The organism is Prauserella shujinwangii (assembly GCF_003001955.1).
GTDB lineage: Bacteria > Actinomycetota > Actinomycetes > Mycobacteriales > Pseudonocardiaceae > Qaidamihabitans > Qaidamihabitans shujinwangii.
Window position 1 is genome coordinate 1 of sequence record NZ_PVNH01000019.1, and the last position, 1,915, is coordinate 1,915.

The 1,915-nt window shown below is 67.4% G+C and carries 2 protein-coding genes; both read right to left on the bottom strand.

Annotated elements, in window-relative coordinates:
- A partial coding sequence (gene sucD, locus B0I33_RS29560) for a succinate--CoA ligase subunit alpha (RefSeq protein WP_106182628.1) occupies positions 1–866 on the bottom strand: 866 nt, incomplete at its 3' end.
- Between the two features lie 2 nt (positions 867–868).
- Positions 869–1,915 (bottom strand): ADP-forming succinate--CoA ligase subunit beta (gene sucC / locus B0I33_RS29565; RefSeq protein ID WP_106182629.1); only part of this gene is annotated, 1,047 nt, incomplete at its 5' end.

Sequence of the window (1,915 nt, forward strand, 5' to 3'; positions counted from 1 at the left end):
CTGGCGAGTTCGGCGGTTTCGCTGGGGGTTTTGCCGACTTTGACGCCGGCGGTTTCGAGGGCTTGTTTTTTGGCTTCGGCGGTGCCGCTGGAGCCGGAGACGATGGCGCCGGCGTGGCCCATGGTTTTGCCTTCGGGGGCGGTGAAGCCGGCGACGTAGCCGACGACGGGTTTGGTGACGTGGGATTTGATGTAGTCGGCGGCGCGTTCTTCGGCGTCGCCGCCGATCTCGCCGATCATGACGATGACCCGGGTGTCGGGGTCGGCTTCGAAGGCTTGCAGGGCGTCGATGTGGGTGGTGCCGATGACGGGGTCGCCGCCGATGCCCACGCAGGTGGTGAAGCCGATGTCGCGCAGCTCGTACATCATCTGGTAGGTCAGGGTGCCGGATTTGGACACCAGCCCGATGGGGCCGGCGCCGGTGATGTCGGCGGGGATGATGCCGGCGTTGGACTGGCCCGGGGAGATCACGCCGGGGCAGTTCGGGCCCACGATCCGGGTTTTCTGGCCCTGGGCGACGTTGTGGGCCCAGAAGGTGGCCGAGTCGTGCACGGGGATGCCCTCGGTGATCACCACGGCCAGGCCGATCTCGGCGTCGATGGCCTCGATCACGGCGTCCTTGGCGAACCGGGGCGGCACGAACAGCACGCTGACGTCGGCGCCGGTGGCGGCCATGGCCTCGGCCACCGTGCCGTACACGGTCAGCTCCCGCTCGCCGATGCGCACGCTCTGCCCGGCCTTGCGGGCGTTGACCCCGCCCACGATGTTCGCGCCGGCGGCCAGCATCTTGGTGGCGTGCTTGGTGCCTTCCGACCCGGTCAGCCCCTGCACGATGATCTTGGAGTGTTCGTTGAGGAAGATAGCCATCGTCACGCACCTGCCGCGGCGAGCTCGGCGGCCTTGTCGGCCGCGTTGTCCATGGTGTCCACCAGCGTGACCAGCGGGTGGCCGGCCTCGGCCAGAATGGCCCGGCCCTGCTCGACGTTGTTGCCGTCCAACCGCACCACCAGCGGCTTGGACGCCTCCTCACCGAGGATCTTCAACGCCTCCACGATCCCGGTGGCCACCGCGTCACACGCGGTGATCCCCCCGAAAACGTTGACGAACACGCTGCGCACATCCGGATCCCCCAGGATCACATCCAGCCCCGCGGCCATCACCTCCGCCGAGGCACCCCCACCGATGTCGAGGAAGTTCGCCGGCCTGACCCCACCATGCCGCTGCCCGGCATAGGCCACCACATCCAGCGTGGACATCACCAAACCGGCACCATTACCGATGATGCCGACCTGCCCGTCCAGCTTGACATAGTTCAGATCCCTGGCCTTGGCCTTGGCCTCCAGCGGATCCTCCGCCTGGGTGTCCACCAGCCGCGCATGCTCCGGATGCCGGAACCCCGCATTGTCATCCAGCGTGACCTTGCCATCCAACGCCACGATCCGGTCCTGCGGATCCCGCACCAGCGGATTGACCTCCACCAACGTGGCATCCTCGGCCACAAAGGTCTCCCACAGCCGCACCACCACCTCAGCGGCCCGCTCCCGCACCACCTCCGGAAACCCCGCCCGGGTCACCATCTCCAACGCCGCGGCCTGATCCACCCCGACCAACGGATCCACCGGCACCCGCGCCAACGCCTCCGGACGCTCCAGCGCCAACTGCTCGATCTCCACGCCCCCCTCGGCCGACGCCATCGCCAAAAACGTGCGATTCGCCCGATCCAGCAAAAACGAGAAGTAATACTCCTCCGCAATGTCCGACGCCTCGGTCACCAACACCCGCCGCGTCACATGCCCCTTGATATCCAGACCCAAAATCGCCTCAGCCCGCTCCCGAGCCTCAACCGGATCCTGCGCCAGCTTCACCCCACCGGCCTTACCCCGGCCACCCGTCTTCACCTGAGCCTTGACCACGAC